Annotated in this window: 14 protein-coding genes; 13 read left to right on the forward strand and 1 reads right to left on the reverse strand. The window is 36.1% G+C overall.

The features are described 5' to 3' along the window. Window positions 1-60: 60 nt before the first annotated feature. From EK417_RS09835 to EK417_RS09850, 4 genes are all read left to right on the forward strand, one after another. Entirely contained in the window at window positions 61-507 is a 447-nt protein-coding gene (locus EK417_RS09835; protein ID WP_076596381.1) for a 6-pyruvoyl trahydropterin synthase family protein, read from the forward strand. A gap of 20 nt (window positions 508-527) precedes the next feature. Beyond that, window positions 528-1,298: a UDP-2,3-diacylglucosamine diphosphatase gene (locus EK417_RS09840; RefSeq protein WP_136522076.1), complete on the forward strand. Its 771-nt coding sequence runs from the start codon at window positions 528-530 to the stop codon at window positions 1,296-1,298. A 194-nt stretch (window positions 1,299-1,492) separates the two neighbouring features. After that, entirely contained in the window at window positions 1,493-2,482 is a 990-nt protein-coding gene (locus EK417_RS09845) for a LuxE/PaaK family acyltransferase (RefSeq protein ID WP_181446076.1), read from the forward strand. A gap of 232 nt (window positions 2,483-2,714) precedes the next feature. Continuing rightward, window positions 2,715-3,260 carry a hypothetical protein gene (locus EK417_RS09850; RefSeq protein WP_136522078.1) on the forward strand — a complete coding sequence of 182 codons (546 nt, stop codon included), beginning with the start codon at window positions 2,715-2,717 and terminating at the stop codon, window positions 3,258-3,260. 48 nt (window positions 3,261-3,308) lie between these two features. Here EK417_RS09850 and aqpZ read toward each other — a convergent pair whose 3' ends face one another. After that, window positions 3,309-4,025, reverse strand: coding sequence for an aquaporin Z (aqpZ, locus tag EK417_RS09855; RefSeq protein WP_076596410.1), 717 nt, complete (start codon window positions 4,023-4,025; stop codon window positions 3,309-3,311). Window positions 4,026-4,243: 218 nt separating this feature from the next. Between aqpZ and EK417_RS09860 the strand changes: the two genes are divergently transcribed. The 9 genes from EK417_RS09860 to EK417_RS09900 all read left to right on the forward strand — a co-directional run bounded on the left by EK417_RS09860 (window position 4,244) and on the right by EK417_RS09900 (window position 14,534). Further along, complete coding sequence (locus EK417_RS09860; protein ID WP_076596378.1) at window positions 4,244-4,864, forward strand: DUF5715 family protein; 621 nt, start codon at window positions 4,244-4,246, stop codon at window positions 4,862-4,864. 62 nt (window positions 4,865-4,926) lie between these two features. Next, window positions 4,927-5,706 carry a hypothetical protein gene (locus EK417_RS09865; RefSeq protein ID WP_228402554.1) on the forward strand — a complete coding sequence of 260 codons (780 nt, stop codon included), beginning with the start codon at window positions 4,927-4,929 and terminating at the stop codon, window positions 5,704-5,706. 15 nt (window positions 5,707-5,721) lie between these two features. Then, window positions 5,722-6,345, forward strand: coding sequence for a hypothetical protein (locus tag EK417_RS09870; protein ID WP_076596377.1), 624 nt, complete (start codon window positions 5,722-5,724; stop codon window positions 6,343-6,345). Between the two features lie 65 nt (window positions 6,346-6,410). Then, window positions 6,411-7,127: a sensor histidine kinase gene (locus EK417_RS09875; RefSeq protein ID WP_228402552.1), complete on the forward strand. Its 717-nt coding sequence runs from the start codon at window positions 6,411-6,413 to the stop codon at window positions 7,125-7,127. Next, entirely contained in the window at window positions 7,096-7,773 is a 678-nt protein-coding gene (locus EK417_RS09880) for a response regulator transcription factor (protein ID WP_076596375.1), read from the forward strand. Before EK417_RS09875 ends, EK417_RS09880 begins: the two co-directional genes overlap by 32 nt. Window positions 7,774-7,921: 148 nt before the next feature. Then, a complete protein-coding gene (locus tag EK417_RS09885; RefSeq protein ID WP_110367072.1) occupies window positions 7,922-9,277 on the forward strand; it encodes a T6SS phospholipase effector Tle1-like catalytic domain-containing protein in 1,356 nt (451 codons plus the stop codon). 192 nt (window positions 9,278-9,469) lie between these two features. Continuing rightward, window positions 9,470-11,398 carry an ABC-F family ATP-binding cassette domain-containing protein gene (locus tag EK417_RS09890; protein ID WP_136522079.1) on the forward strand — a complete coding sequence of 643 codons (1,929 nt, stop codon included), beginning with the start codon at window positions 9,470-9,472 and terminating at the stop codon, window positions 11,396-11,398. A gap of 149 nt (window positions 11,399-11,547) precedes the next feature. Next, complete coding sequence (locus tag EK417_RS09895) at window positions 11,548-11,904, forward strand: hypothetical protein (protein ID WP_168801974.1); 357 nt, start codon at window positions 11,548-11,550, stop codon at window positions 11,902-11,904. 236 nt (window positions 11,905-12,140) lie between these two features. Continuing rightward, window positions 12,141-14,534, forward strand: coding sequence for a TonB-dependent receptor (locus EK417_RS09900; protein WP_136522080.1), 2,394 nt, complete (start codon window positions 12,141-12,143; stop codon window positions 14,532-14,534). The last annotated feature ends 1 nt before the right edge of the window (window position 14,535 follow it).

Here is a 14,535-nt window from a genome sequence, read left to right on the forward strand (position 1 = left end):
AAATCGCTGTAATAGAAACAGTCTTTTCTCTATTAAGCGGTTTTGTCATATCTTTGTAATATGATACGTATTACAAAAATTTTTACATTCGAAACGGCTCACGTGCTTTACAACTACGATGGGAAGTGTAAAAATATGCATGGACACTCCTATAAGCTGTTTGTAACAGTGAAAGGGAGACCGATTAATGATATTGAAAATCCTAAAAATGGAATGGTGGTAGATTTCGGAGATATCAAAAGTATCGTAAAATCTGAGATCGTGGACGTATGGGATCATGCGGTCCTTGTCAATGCGCTGTCTCCTCATAAAGAACTGGGAGATGACCTTGAGCAGAAAGGACATAAAGTAATCTATTGCAGCTTCCAGCCAACCTGTGAAAACATGTTGTATGCCATTGCTGCTAAAATCAAATCAAGACTTCCCGAAGGAATTTCTTTAGCCTATCTTAAACTTCATGAGACAGAAAACTCTTATGGAGAATGGTTTGCAGAAGATAATCAATAATTTTTCACAAAACTCAGAAGGTGTTAAAAACAACAATTAATTTAGAACCTGGAAAAAAAGTATATTTCGCTTCGGATCAGCATTTTGGTGCTCCTACACCCATGGAAAGCAAGGTACGGGAGGATAGATTTATACGCTGGATGGATGAGATCAAAGAAGATGCTCAGGTTTTGTTTTTAATGGGTGACCTTTTTGACTTCTGGCATGAATGGAAGCATGTTATTCCCAAAGGATATGTCCGGGTACTTGGAAAAATTGCAGAACTCAAAGACAGAGGAATTCATATTTATTTCTTTGTCGGAAATCATGATCTCTGGATGAAAGATTATCTGGAAGAAGAGATTGGCTGTACCGTATTCTATCAGAAACAATATTTTGAAATGGGAGGGAAGCAGTTTCTGCTGGCTCACGGAGATGGCTTGGGACCCGGAGACAAAGGATATAAAAGAATGAAAAAACTATTCACAAATCCTTTGGCACAATGGTTCTTCAAATGGCTTCATCCCGATATTGCAATGAAAGTAGCGTTGTATCTTTCCCAAAAAAATAAAATGATCTCAGGAGAAGAAGACAAAGCTTTTCTGGGAGAAGATAAAGAGTTTCTCATCATTTATTCCAAAGAAAAACTGAAAACTCAGAAGATTGATTACTTTATCTATGGACACAGACACCTGCCAATGGTACTGGATCTGGACCATAATGCAAAATATATCAACCTTGGAGACTGGATTTCCTATTTCACGTACGGGGTTTTTGAAAAAGATTTTGAACTGAAAACTTTTCAAAAATAAAGCAAAAAAAATTACCCCTAAAAGAGGTAACTTTCGAACGGGTGGAAAAACCCACTCTTGTTTTTAATCCATATTCCAAGTAACACATTGCAATAAGTCTACCAAAATAGGTTTAATGCATTAAAAAATTATTTAAAAACAATATTTTATCTCTGTAATTGCCTTGTAGTAAGGGATTAAGAAACTCAAAAATTATGGAATTGAAAAATATATTCAACATAGAGAATGAACAGGATTTTCTGAATGCCTCATTGAAAACATTTCGTTATCAATATGGAAATGTTGAAATATATAGGAAATTTGTTGATTTTCTGAAGGTTAATCCCGATGAGGTCGATAGTCTGGTGAAAATCCCGTTTCTTCCTATTGAAATGTTTAAAAACCATCAGATTCTGGATAAAAATATTGATACGGATCTTTTTTTTCAAAGTTCAGGAACAACCCAAATGAACCTTTCAAAACATTTCATCGCAGATACTGAGCTTTATGAGGAGAGTATTTACAAAAGCTTTGATCAGTTTATCGGAAAACCGGAAGATTTTATTTTTCTGGGGCTGCTTCCAAGTTATCTGGAGAGACAGAATTCATCACTGATCTATATGGTAGATTATCTGATGAAAAAATCCGGGAAACCGGAAAACGGATATTTTCTTTATAACCATGCCGAACTCTTTGAACTCCTGAACACATTGAAGGATAAAAAAGTGATTCTTTTCGGAGTTTCCTTTGCTCTTCTGGACTTTTTGGATTATTGCCATGAACAAAGCGAAGAATCCATGAACTTCCCCGAAAATTTAGTGGTAATTGAAACCGGCGGTATGAAAGGGCGAAAGGAAGAAATGACAAAGGATGAATTGCTGAAAATATTACAGGAAGGTCTTAAAACAGAGAAAATCTATTCCGAATACTCTATGACAGAGTTGCTTTCACAGGCTTATTCCCTTGGAAATAATGAATATGAGTGTCCAAACTGGATGAGAATTATGGTTCGCAACGCAGAAGATCCTTTAGCTTATGAAAAAGAAGGCCGAACAGGAGCTATTAATATTATTGATCTTGCCAACACCCATTCCTGCTCATTTATTGCAACACAGGATTTGGGAAAAATAATAGGAGATAAATTTCAGGTCTTAGGAAGAATAGATCATTCCGATATCAGAGGATGCAGTCTGCTGGTAAGCTAAAAGTTAAATATAAAAGCAATTGTGAATCGTCAATTTGCTTCGCTTGTCAATTTTTGTATGATCATAATAAATAAAAATACCTTGCGGCTTTTGCTGAGTGAAACAACTCTGCGAACATTTTAAACAGTAGGTAAATAAAAAAACTTTGTGAACTTAGCGTTTACAATATTGACTTTTAGGAGAGCGCATCATCATTAATACTTTTTACATTGTACATTTTACAATTATATCAATGATCAAAATAGAAGAACTCATACACGCCTACATTCATTCCCATTGCGATTTTGAAAAAGAAATCGTACTGACGAATTATTTTCAGGCAGATTGGGAAGCAGATATCTTAATCATCAATTCAGAAGGTGAAAGTCACGAAATTGAAATTAAGCTTTCAAAAAGTGATTTCAAAAATGATTTCAAAAAATCATACCTGAATAAAGATACCGGAGAAAAATTTCTGAAACATGATAAAATTTCCTGTGGCGATTATGTATGCAATTCCTTTAGCTTTTTGCTTCCAATGGGAATGGTAGATGCAGCCCTTATCCCTGAACACTGCGGAATCATAGAGTTCTATCATAATGTGGATACCTGGGAAGCTGAATTTTATCTGATTCGCCAGCCTAGAAATCTTCATAAGGATTCTTACTGGAAACTGAATGACAAGGATCTTTTTATCAGAAAAATGGCTTTGAACCTTCTTCAGCGTAAAATGGAAATCAAAGGAAAGCATGAAGAGCTGATCTTTAAAAATCCTTTTGAAATCAAAAAAATAAAATAAAAAATCCTGCCGCCTGACAGGATTTTATCATTGAATGTTATTTTAAAATTAATCTGCAATTTCAGCAGTATCTCTCTGAAGTAAGAACTTGTAGATTAAACCTCCTACAATTCCTCCCAAAATAGGAGCTACCCAGAACAGCCAAAGCTGTGACATTGCAGTTCCTCCCACAAAGACTGCCTGAGAAAGTGATCTGGCAGGGTTTACAGAAGTATTCGTAATCGGGATAGAGATCAGGTGGATCAAAGTAAGAGCAAGACCAATAGCAAGACCTGCAAATTTACCATTCGCCCACTTATCCGTAGCTCCCATGATTACAATAAGGAAAAATGCGGTTAATAAAAACTCAGCAAGAAATGCTGCTCCCATACTGAAAGCTTTTCCGTTATAAACGGCTTCACCGTAGAAGTTGGTGGCGAAATCTCCGGGTTTTGAGAATTCTACCGCTCCGGCTCCGTTAAGAATCGTGTACAGGCATCCTGCTGCTACAATTGCGCCCAGACATTGTGCTACAATGTAAGGAATAAGGTCTTTTGCAGAAAATCTTCCTCCTGCTAAAAGTCCAAACGAAACCGCCGGATTAAAATGCCCTCCTGAGATATGTCCTACAGCGTAAGCCATAGTAAGAACAGTAAGACCGAAGGCTAAAGCAACTCCTAAAAGTCCGATGCCAATATCTGGAACACCGGCTGCGAAAACAGCGCTTCCACATCCTCCGAAAACAAGCCAAAATGTGCCGAAAAATTCAGCGAAAAGTTTTTTTATCATGTTGTTTATTGTTTAAAGTATCTCAAATGTAAAATTTAAATCTTAAAGTAAAAAGATAAATCTTAAAAATATTTCAAAAAAGAGAGAACAAAAATTGTAAAATCTGCAATTTGGTGTAAAGTTTGTTTGGGATTTATTGAGAGAGTATAATAGTCAGTTTTGAAAGATATAACATAAATGTTTTATCTTTCATTTGTAATTTAAAAGGATGGTGAATGAGAAAGTTTTTTTGCGTGGTCTTTGTACCTTTTATTTATAGTTTACATTATTCGCAGGCAGCTAAAAAAGATTTTCCCTGTTATGATCTTGCCACTGTACTGAAGGTTGAACCAACGCCGCTTTATAAATCTCATCTTGATGCCTCAAAAAGTTTTGGGGTACAGCTGCTGAAAGATTCCAGGACCGTACAGAAATACATCAATAGCGGTAAATTCCACAAAGTAAAAAAATCCGGGAAGGGATATCATGTTCAAAGGCTTGATTACAGCAGGGCTTATATGGTATCAAAGGCAAAAACCACGCTGGAGAAAATAGCATCTAAGTTCAGCAAGGATACAAAAGGCGGTACATTTACTGTTTCATCCATTACAAGAACGCTTGAAGATCAGTGCAGGCTAAGAAGAGTGAATTCTAATGCCTCATTAGGGATTAGTTCTCATAATTATGGGAATTCTTTTGATATTTCTTATGTGAGATTTAACAATGTTCTAAAATACAATCCGAAAATGGAAATAGCTCTGGAGAAAGTTTTAAAGCATTATGAGAAGATTGGTAGAATATATTATATCAAAGAGAAGCAACAGAGCTGTTATCATATTACTGTGAAAAATTATTAATTAAAATCTTCTTGCGTAGCATGTTTAGTTTGTATATTTTTATACGACTAAAAACTATACTTATGTCAACATTAAACATTGTAGACTATATGCTGCCTGGAGAAGAATGTAGAGCAGCATCAAACCAGTGGAAAGCGTCCCTTTCTGACTTTTCCAAAATTCAAAAACTTATCCCTACTAACTATGTTTTTAATATTTCCAGAGAACACCTTGAGTGGATGAAAGGGTTCAGGGAGTATAAAGACTTTTGTGCTGCAGTAGGAGTTTACAGAGACAGATTGATTCTTATTTTTTATCCTATCGATAACGAGGGAGTAAAAATAGATGCAAAAGAATATCCATACAGCTTCCTTACCCAGCTGGAAAAAGATATTAGACTCCAGGAGATCCAGGAATACACTCTTATTAAAAATGCTGTTCTGTCTAAAGATCTTGAAAGCATGGAAAAGAATGCCAATATGGGATTACCGGTTTCCAATACACCAATTCTTGAGCAGGACAAAGCTGTAGATGCTATTGAACGCTGGAGAAATCAAGGTATGGATTGGTTTTACAAAGAGAGCAGAGAAAATCAGGGAAGTGGAATCTTCAGAAAATTCTATGTTCCTACTGCAGACCTTTGCCTTTCTGATGATGGTTTGGCAGGTATTACCTGTTCTTTTGGTATCAGATACAATGATATTTATGGGAAAATGCTGGTAACTCTTATTTTTATCTCTTTCCGTGAAAACCTTAGGAATGCAGAACTTGGAGCCGAAGCTATTTCAAATACATACGATTGGGCAAAACCATGTCCTCCTATCTGCCGTATACCGGATGAAGGTGTAGGATGCGAATTTTAAATGATACACTGAGGAATGGCTGAACTTTATAAGGCAATTTTATTCCTGAACTATGCACTGCTCCTATCTGTTATACTGCTGGGAGCAGCAAAATACCGCATATTAAATCATAAAGAAAAGCAGTATTTTCATTGTATTGCTTTTCTTTTTTTTATTGAACTGCTGAATCTGGCTCTGCCTTATATCTTCAGATTGAATGACACATCATTCCTATATCCTTTATACATTGCAGGAGAGTTTTTTTTACTGACCGGCTTATTTATCAGGAAACTGGACTGGTCAAGATACGTTCTGTTAACTGTAGGTGTATTGGCTGCGGGCTTTATGATCTCGAAATACGGATTTGACTATCCTGCAAATGCTGATATTGCGAAAGTGGTTTCCAATATTATAATTATTTGCCTTTCCGGATTTACCCTGATTCTCGAGATTAAGAATACCTCTGCTCAGAACCGTTTTCTTGTTGTAGATGCCAGTATTTTTTTCTATTACTCAGTTTCAGTATTTATTTTTATTATTCAGCATCAGATTGCCAATCTGTCGGAAAACGATTACTATACCATTCTCAGTGCCAATAATATTCTATCGAGTATTTTGTACTGTTCATTTTTATACACATTTTTCAGATTAAAGAAGTAACTTTAAATATCAATCTGCTGATCCTTATAATTGTTACCATAGCAATTATAGTATCCTTTATTCTGTTGGCCTACAGAGCTTTTATTACCAGAATTATAAAGGAAAAAAACGTACAGCATGAAGCAGAAGTACTCCATCAGAAAAAATTAGTTCTGGAAAATATTAAAGCTCAGGAAGAAGAAAGAAAAAGAATTGCAGTGATGATTCATGATGACATCGGAAACCGCCTTAATATTCTTTCTTTATGGCTGAATAACCTTGATACCCAGGGTGATGAGCAGATCAAAAAAAATATCTACAGCCAGATGTCTTCGCTGATTGACGCTTCCAGAAGTATTTCCCATTCATTATACCCGGTAAATCTGGAGTCGGTAGGGCTGGTTTTATATGTTGAAGAATTAATAGCCAATCTTTCCCATAAAATTAATATCTCTTTGCAGGTAATGCAGGGATATGAAAAGAAAGATCTTTTCGTGGAAGTACAGCTGTACAGGATTATTCAGGAATTTACCACCAATGTGATCAAGCATTCCGATGCAACGGATATCTGGATTTACATTAAAGATTATCCTGATAATATGGCAGTGGTGATTTCTGATAACGGACAGGGTTTTGAATATGAAAAAGTGAAAAAAGGAATGGGAATCAAAAATATAGAATCCCGTATCAAATCTATGAACGCAATACACAAATGGAAAAAAAGTTTTTCGAATAAAGGAAGTCGTTTAATTATAAAAATTCCAAAATATCATGAGTTCCCAAATCAAACTAGCACTGATTGATGATGAACAGCTGATCCTCGAAGGGGTAAAAATGCTGCTTTCCAATGAAAAAAATATATCAGTTTGCCTTACCGCAGATAATGGCCCCGATTTTATAGAAGACCTCGGAAAACTTTTAAAAGATGATTTTCCTGATATTGCTCTCGTAGATGTTCAGATGAAACCTATGAACGGTTTTGAACTGGTGGAAATCCTCAAGGAAAAATATCCGGATCTTAAAATTATTATTCTGTCATCCCATTATAAAACCTCTATTCTTGGATACATGGTTAAGCTGGGAGTATCAGCATTTCTTCCCAAAAATTCGAATAAGAAAACCTTCATTGATGCCATCACAATGGTAGATAAAAATGGGGTATTTTTCACGGCTGAAGATCATCAGATGCTGTTTACTTATATGAACAGTTCTGCCAAGAAAAATTCTCTGTTTGAAACTGAAGATGAATTATCAGAAAGAGAAAAAGATGTGGTAAAACTGATCTGCCAGGAATTGACTAACAACGAAATTGGAGAAAAACTCTTTATCAGCCCAAGAACTGTAGAAAGTCACAGGCAGCGTATTCTTGAAAAAATAGGAGCCAAAAATACAGTGGGAATAGTGATTTATGCTATTGTCAACAATATTTACTCACTTGAAAAAATATAAATTGATTCCGTAGAAATACGGAATTTTTTATTTGGTACTTTTCACTCTAGCTAACCTTGTTTTTCTTCTGTTATTTTGGAATGTCTCTTTTAGGGATGTCAGTTGAAAAAACACAACAGGATCTTTAGTAAAAAATTAAAGTAGAAACATGAATGGTAACAGAGTGATTTCCGTCGGGATTTTCTTTGACGGTACAGGAAACAATGGGGTCAATATTCTTTCACCGGATAAACCGCTGAACAATAATGAAAGCTACTATGGTACTTTCAGCAATATCTATAAATTATACAGTCTGTTCCTTGGAGATCAAAAGATTTATATTGAAGGAATTGGTACTGTAACAGGGAATGAGGATAATAATTTTGCCATGGCGACATGTGCAAACCCGCCGTATGGAAGCGGATATTCATCTGATGATAAACTTCGGAAAGCCGGAGATTTTGTGCAAAAAACAGCAAGTGATGAGACTAAGGAATATCATTTCTACATCTATGGATTCGGGAGAGGAGGTATGCTGGCAAGAACTTTCGGTAATCAGCTTCTGACTTTTTATGCGGTAGGAAATTGCAGAATAAAATTTTTAGGACTTTTTGATACGGTAGAGTCCAAACCTTTCAATACTTATAATATGAAGATATCTTCACAGGTAGAAAATGTTTTACATTTCTGTGCAGTCAATGAGAGCAGGTTTTTCTTTCCGCTTACCGGTATTTTTGAGAATTCGAAAACAATGCAGGATCAGAAATCAGAAAATAAGCCATCAGTTTGGAAAGAAGTATTTGTCCCAGGAGATCATGCTGATATTGGAGGCGGCTATCTGGAAGGACCGCAATCTGTTTATATTTCTACAGATTTCATCAATGTTGATGATCTGCATAATTATGTTTCAGATATCAGAAATACAAAAACCAATGCTGAAGGAAATAAAATCTGGGATGCCTTACTCTCAGGATATAAAGTGGAAACGGTGGATGGCATTTCACGGGCGTATGTCTGCCGTGATAAAGTATACAATGACCTGTCAAAAGTATATGGAAAACTGATGATGGACGAGACCAATACCATATTGTCAGTATTTAGTACAGAAAATGAAGCCTACTTCGGAACAGATTATAATAAACATGCTTTTCTCAATAGATATTATATCAAAATGAAAGAATACCTGAGAGACCTTTCCGGAAACAAAAAGCCAATATATGATTTCGGAAGATTTGCAGATTATACTCATATTTCGTCAAACTTCGGATTGTATAGTAATAGTTTCCGGGATAGAACCCAACGTGAAATTAATATTGAGCTGATCAATAACGGATTAAATGTATCAAGCAGTACCTCCGTTGATGAAACAAGCCGGACAAAAAGGCTTTCCGTAGAACTTCATCTGCCGGAAGACAGCTTTGTTGCTGACTTTCTTTATGGAACAAACGTGCCCAATAATGATATCTGGGTTCGTTCCATTGTAAAAACGCCTGCAGCTGTTAGATTAAATGAATGGAAGAATTAGTGAAAACACTTCTCAGTTTTAAATTTAGGTTAGGGGACATCTTATGGTGTCTCCTTTTTAAAAGGTAACATCTGTCTTCATAGAAGGAAAATGCTCCGAAACTGGCTGCTTTTTTTATTTCTCGGCTATTCATTTCTTTTTCCGTATTTTTGCACCCGAAAATTCATTATTCATTACTAATTATTAATTAAGATGCTTTCGGTTCAAAGTTTAGGGTTACACCATTCAGGAAATTATTTATTTCAAAATGTCAATTTCACCATTAAAAAGGATGATAAAGTGGGTCTCGTTGGTAAAAACGGAGCCGGAAAATCTACTTTATTGAAAATGCTTTCCGGAGAAATTAATTTCTACGAAGGAGAGGTTGTGACGGAAGGTAGTGTTACCATTGGTTTCCTTAAACAGGATCTTGATTTTGTAAAAGGAAGAACGGTATGGGCTGAAACCATGCAGGCCTTTGAGCAGATCAATGCCTGGAAAGATGAGCTGGAAGAGGTGAATCACCAGATGACAGTGAGAACTGACTATGAAAGTGATTCCTACACGGATCTGATTAATAAAATGACCGAACTGAATGACCTTCTGATGAATCATGATGCCTACAATCTTGAAGGCGATATGGAAAAGGTATTATTTGGTTTAGGATTTAAAGCCGATGATTTCCAGAAAATTACTGATGAATTTTCCGGAGGGTGGAGAATGAGAATCGAATTGGCAAAACTGCTTCTTCAGAAGAACGATATTATGCTTCTCGATGAGCCTACCAACCACCTGGATATGGAATCTATCATCTGGCTGGAGAACTTCCTCAAAGATTATCCGGGAGCTATTGTTCTGGTAAGTCACGATAAACAGTTTATGACAGCGGTATGTAACCGTACTTTTGATATCAACAACAAAAAAGTTGACGACTATAAAGCGAACTATTCCAAATATCTTGTCATGAGAGAAGACCGCCGTGAAAAACTGATTCAGGCTAAAAAAAATCAGGATGCGGAGATCAAGCAGATGGAAGATAACATTAATAAGTTCCGTGCAAGTGCTACCAAAGCTTCTTTTGCACAGTCACTTATTAAAAAATTAGATAAGATTGAACGTATCGAAGTGGATAACGAAGACGTTTCAAAGTTCAACATCCGTTTCGTACAATCTATGGTTCCGGGGAAAGTAATCTTTGAAGCCATCAATCTTGGAAAAGCATATGGGCAGAAGCAGATTTTTGATGATGTAGATTTTATCGTTCAGAGAGGAGACAGAATTGCTCTTTTAGGACAGAACGGACAGGGGAAAACAACGTTAGCCAAAATTTTAGCAGGAGATATTAAAGATTATTCCGGAACATGGAATCTTGGGCATAATGTTAACATCGGATATTTCGCTCAGAATCAGGAAGAGGTTTTAACACCTAATAAAACAGTTCTGGAAGAAGCAGAAGATGCAGCAACAGAAGAAACAAGACCAAGAGTAAGAGATTTATTAGGATCTTTCCTTTTCCAGGGAGATGCTGTTACTAAAAAGACAAAAGTACTTTCCGGAGGAGAAAGAAACCGTCTGGCACTTTGTAAACTGTTACTTCGTCCTTTCAACACACTGATCATGGACGAACCTACCAACCACCTGGATATCCAGTCTAAGGAAATTATCAAGCTGGCACTGCAGAATTTTGAAGGAACTTTAATCGTAATCTCGCACGACAGGGAATTCCTTCAGGGATTGTGTGATAAAATCTACGAATTCCGTGACGGAAAAATGAAAGAATTCCTGGGAGATATCAATGAATATCTTGAGTACAGACAAAAGGAAACCATCAGAGAGATTTCTGCAGAAAAAGCTAAGCTTCACAGCGAAGTAAAGGTAGAACCTAAGAAAGTGGAAGAAAAACCTGTAGTAACGAGCAGTCAGTCTTCAAATATTGTAAGTAAAGAGCAAAAAAATATTCAGAATAAAATTAAGAAAGTGGAAGAGAAAATTTCCGAGCTTGAAACAAAAGTAGAGCAAATGGAAGCTTCTTTTGCCAAAGAAAATCCTTCAGATGAAATCTTAGAACAATACAATAAAACTAAGGAAGAGCTGGATACAGCTTTACAGGAGTGGGAATATCTTGGAACACAACTGGATTAAATTTAAAATATAAATGCTTCATCAACTCAATAGGATGAAGCATTTTTTTGTAACAAAATCGTACTCATTTCTACCTATTGTCAACAATCATTAAGTAATTTAATAAAAGTTTAAAGGAAACAATTAAATTATTTTCATAATTTTGAACCATGATTATTAAAGAAAGCAGAAACCTAAAGAGTTTTATCTCCAAGCTGTTGTTTGGAGTGTATTTCCTTGCGCTGCTTTCTCAAAGCTTTCACCATCACGATTCGGTAGACTATTTTAAGGCTTTTCATCTTAAAAAGGTTGAGAATACGATGACGAAAGCCGTTACTAAAGAGAAAGCTGGCGACTGTCTGGCCTGCCACTTTTTGGTTACCGGACATACATTAGCTCCTGAAGAATTCGCTTTTACTGTTGAGAATTACAGCCATGAGGTAAAACAAATTATCGCCGTTCAGGAGAAAATCTGGTCACAGACCAAATTCACCTTCCAGCTTCGGGGACCGCCCACAATTTCATAATTCATAGATTCTATAGGGTTTAAAGTTTTGTACTTTAAAATTCAATGTTTAAAGTTTAAAGTTGTTGGGAAAAACACCTGATAATCTGTAATTGATATTTAAATAATGTTCAATTACTAATTTCCAGATCCTAACTTCTTACAACGAATGCATTGTACTATCAAAACTAACCCTTCCCACAAATTTTAACGAAAAATGTACCCTGTTGAAAAGGGTACGCAATCAATCTATTTACAATGAAATTGATATATTGCCTGCTGCTGATCTTTTGTGGATCAGTATTTACAAGTGCACAAAAAACGTATACTGTAGAGGGAACCGTTCAGGATTTCCATGATAAAACATTGCTGGAAAATGCAGTGATTAAAATCGGGAACTTTACAGCCAAAACAGACAAGAAAGGTAAATTTTCTTTAGATAAAATTCCTGCAGGGAAGTATACACTCATTGCACAACATCCGGATTGTGATGATTATACTGAAAATATAGGAGTCTATCAGGATGTACATCTGGTTATTACGCTGGAGCATCACGTCAAAGACATTGAAACAGTGACCGTTCACGGAAGCCACAAGAACAATGGAAGCATGGTGGTGAAAACACTTGATAAATCAACGCTTTCAAGAAATGTCACCGAAAACTTAGGGAATTTATTAACCAATATTTCCGGTGTCAATGTTCTTAAAACCGGAAATAATATCGCTAAGCCTATTATTCATGGTCTTTATGGAAGCAGAGTTTCCATTCTTAATGATGGGGTGAAGCTGGCTGAACAAGAATGGGGAGTAGAACACGCTCCTAACGTGGATGTCAATAATTTTGAACATATCGATGTGATTAAAGGAGCATCTGCTTTGAAATATGGAGCGGGTGCTGTAGGTGGAGTCGTTGTTTTACAACCTCAGATTTTACCAAAGAAAGATACTATTATGGGAAATGTTTCTCTTTCCGGAATTTCAAACGGAAGAGGGGCTGATCTCAATGTTAAGCTTGCAAAAACCTGGGAGAATGGCTGGGCCATCAAAACCAATGGAAGCTATAAAAAGCTGGGGGATCTTGAAGCTCCTGAGTATGGTTTGATGAATACAGGGCTTGAGAGTTCAGGATTTAATTTTGGTGTACAGAAGATGACATTTGAAAAAGGTTTTTCATTTGATTACTATCTGACGAAAAGCACAGTCGGAATCCTTAGAAGTTCTCACGTAGGAAACTCTGAAGATCTGCGTAATGCTCTTACATCTCCGGAACCAATCTATCAGAGAGGTTTTAGCTATGATATTGACAATCCTAAACAGGAAATTGAACATCATATCGCTAAAGTTTCGGCTTACAAAAGGTTTGAAAATTTTGGAAAAATAACGGCTACTTACAGCTTTCAGTACAATCATAGAAAAGAATATGATATCAGACGTACAGAAGCTTTGAGTAAAAAACCGGCATTGAATCTTGAGCTGATCACCAACGATCTTAATGTAAATCACCTGATAGAAAGAGGAAACTGGAATCTTGAAACAGGGATTAACGCAGGGTATCAGAACAACTATTCCAATACGCAGACCGAGGCAAGACGTCTTGTCCCGAACTATGACAGATATTATGCAGGAATCTATTCTGTACTAAAATATAAAATTGCGTCGGAACTGGATATTGAACTGGGGGGGAGATATGATTACGATCATTATGATGTAACAAAATGGTTTGGTCTGAGCGACTGGAATAAAAAATATGCGGCAGATTATTCAAATTTTGTAGTAAGAATAAACCAAAACAGAATTCTTACCAAGCCATCATTAACGTATAATAATGTTTCAGTAAACGGTGGAATTGTCTATCACCCATCCGAATATTTTAACCTGAAATTCAATTACGCCAGAGTTTCAAGATCTCCGAATATCGCAGAGCTTTTTGCAGATGGGCTTCACCATTCTGCAGCGATCATTGAGAGAGGAAATATGAGAATGAAGAGTGAAACCGGAAATCAGTTTAATTTAGTGGCAGACATAAAAGCAAATGTCCTAAAAGGATTGAACATTTCTGTAAACCCATATTTCTTTTATACTCAGAATTTCATCAATCAGATTCCTACAGGTTATCTGAATACACAATGGGGTGGAGCTTTTGTAGAGTATAGTTATCAGCAGATCAATGCAAAAATGTATGGACTGGATATCGATGCTCAGCTTAAAATTACAGATAATCTGACGTATAAAGGAAGCGGTTCCTATGTATATGGGCAGGATACTACTCATGATGTACCGCTTATTCTCATGATGCCGCCGAATTTTAACAATTCCTTGGAATTCAGTAAAAAAGAATGGAAAAACTTCTATTTCACAGTGAGTAACAATACTTATCTGAAACAGACAAGATTTCCTGTTTATAACGTTCCGATCAGATTATTCGATTCTGACGGAAATCCTTACAATGAAGAAGTGGATATTTCTACACCTCCAAACGGATATTCCCTTTGGAACCTTCAGACAGGGGTGAATCTGTCTAAAAATTTCGGAATTGATTTTTCAGTCCGAAATGTATTCAATACGTCGTACAGAGATTATCTGAACAGACTTCGTTTCTTTTCCAACGAAATGGGAAGAAACTTTATTTTAACTCTTAAATATCAATTTTAAT

Source organism: Chryseobacterium candidae (assembly GCF_004916905.1).
Taxonomy (GTDB): Bacteria; Bacteroidota; Bacteroidia; order Flavobacteriales; family Weeksellaceae; genus Chryseobacterium; species Chryseobacterium candidae.